Origin of the sequence: Streptomyces glaucescens (genome assembly GCF_002154375.1) — a bacterium.
In the GTDB taxonomy this organism is placed as follows: Bacteria; Actinomycetota; Actinomycetes; order Streptomycetales; family Streptomycetaceae; genus Streptomyces; species Streptomyces glaucescens.
The window spans coordinates 523-833 of sequence record NZ_MUND01000808.1 but is presented as its reverse complement, the minus strand read 5'-3'; the positions used below and the strand labels follow the sequence as shown (position 1 = coordinate 833).

Annotated in this window: 1 protein-coding gene; it reads right to left on the bottom strand. The window is 73.0% G+C overall.

The genetic code is table 11. The annotated features are described in order from the left end of the window. Window positions 1-311, bottom strand: a 311-nt coding sequence (locus tag CCN42_RS45270) for a metal-dependent hydrolase (protein WP_245877649.1), incomplete at both ends; no start/stop codon positions are given.

Sequence of the window (311 nt, the reverse complement as noted above, 5' to 3'; positions counted from 1 at the left end):
ATGTCGCCCGTCGACGGCAGCAGGCCCTGCCGTCCGCGCGCGTGGAAGTCCTTGAAGGTGGCCTTCCCGGCCGGCAGCGTCGGATCGTTCTCCATGAAGAAGCGGGTCCCGCGCTGCCACAGGAACACCAGCGCGGTGAACGCGACGGCCCAGGTGCGGGCCCGGCGCCGGTAGCCGCCGTCGACGTGCTGGAACAGCTCGAAGGCGACCGAGCGGTGCTCGACCTCCTCCGCGCCGTGCCAGCGCAGCAGGTCCAGCATGGTGGGGTCGGCGCCCCGCCGGTCCAGCTCCTCGGCGCCCAGCACCCAGTC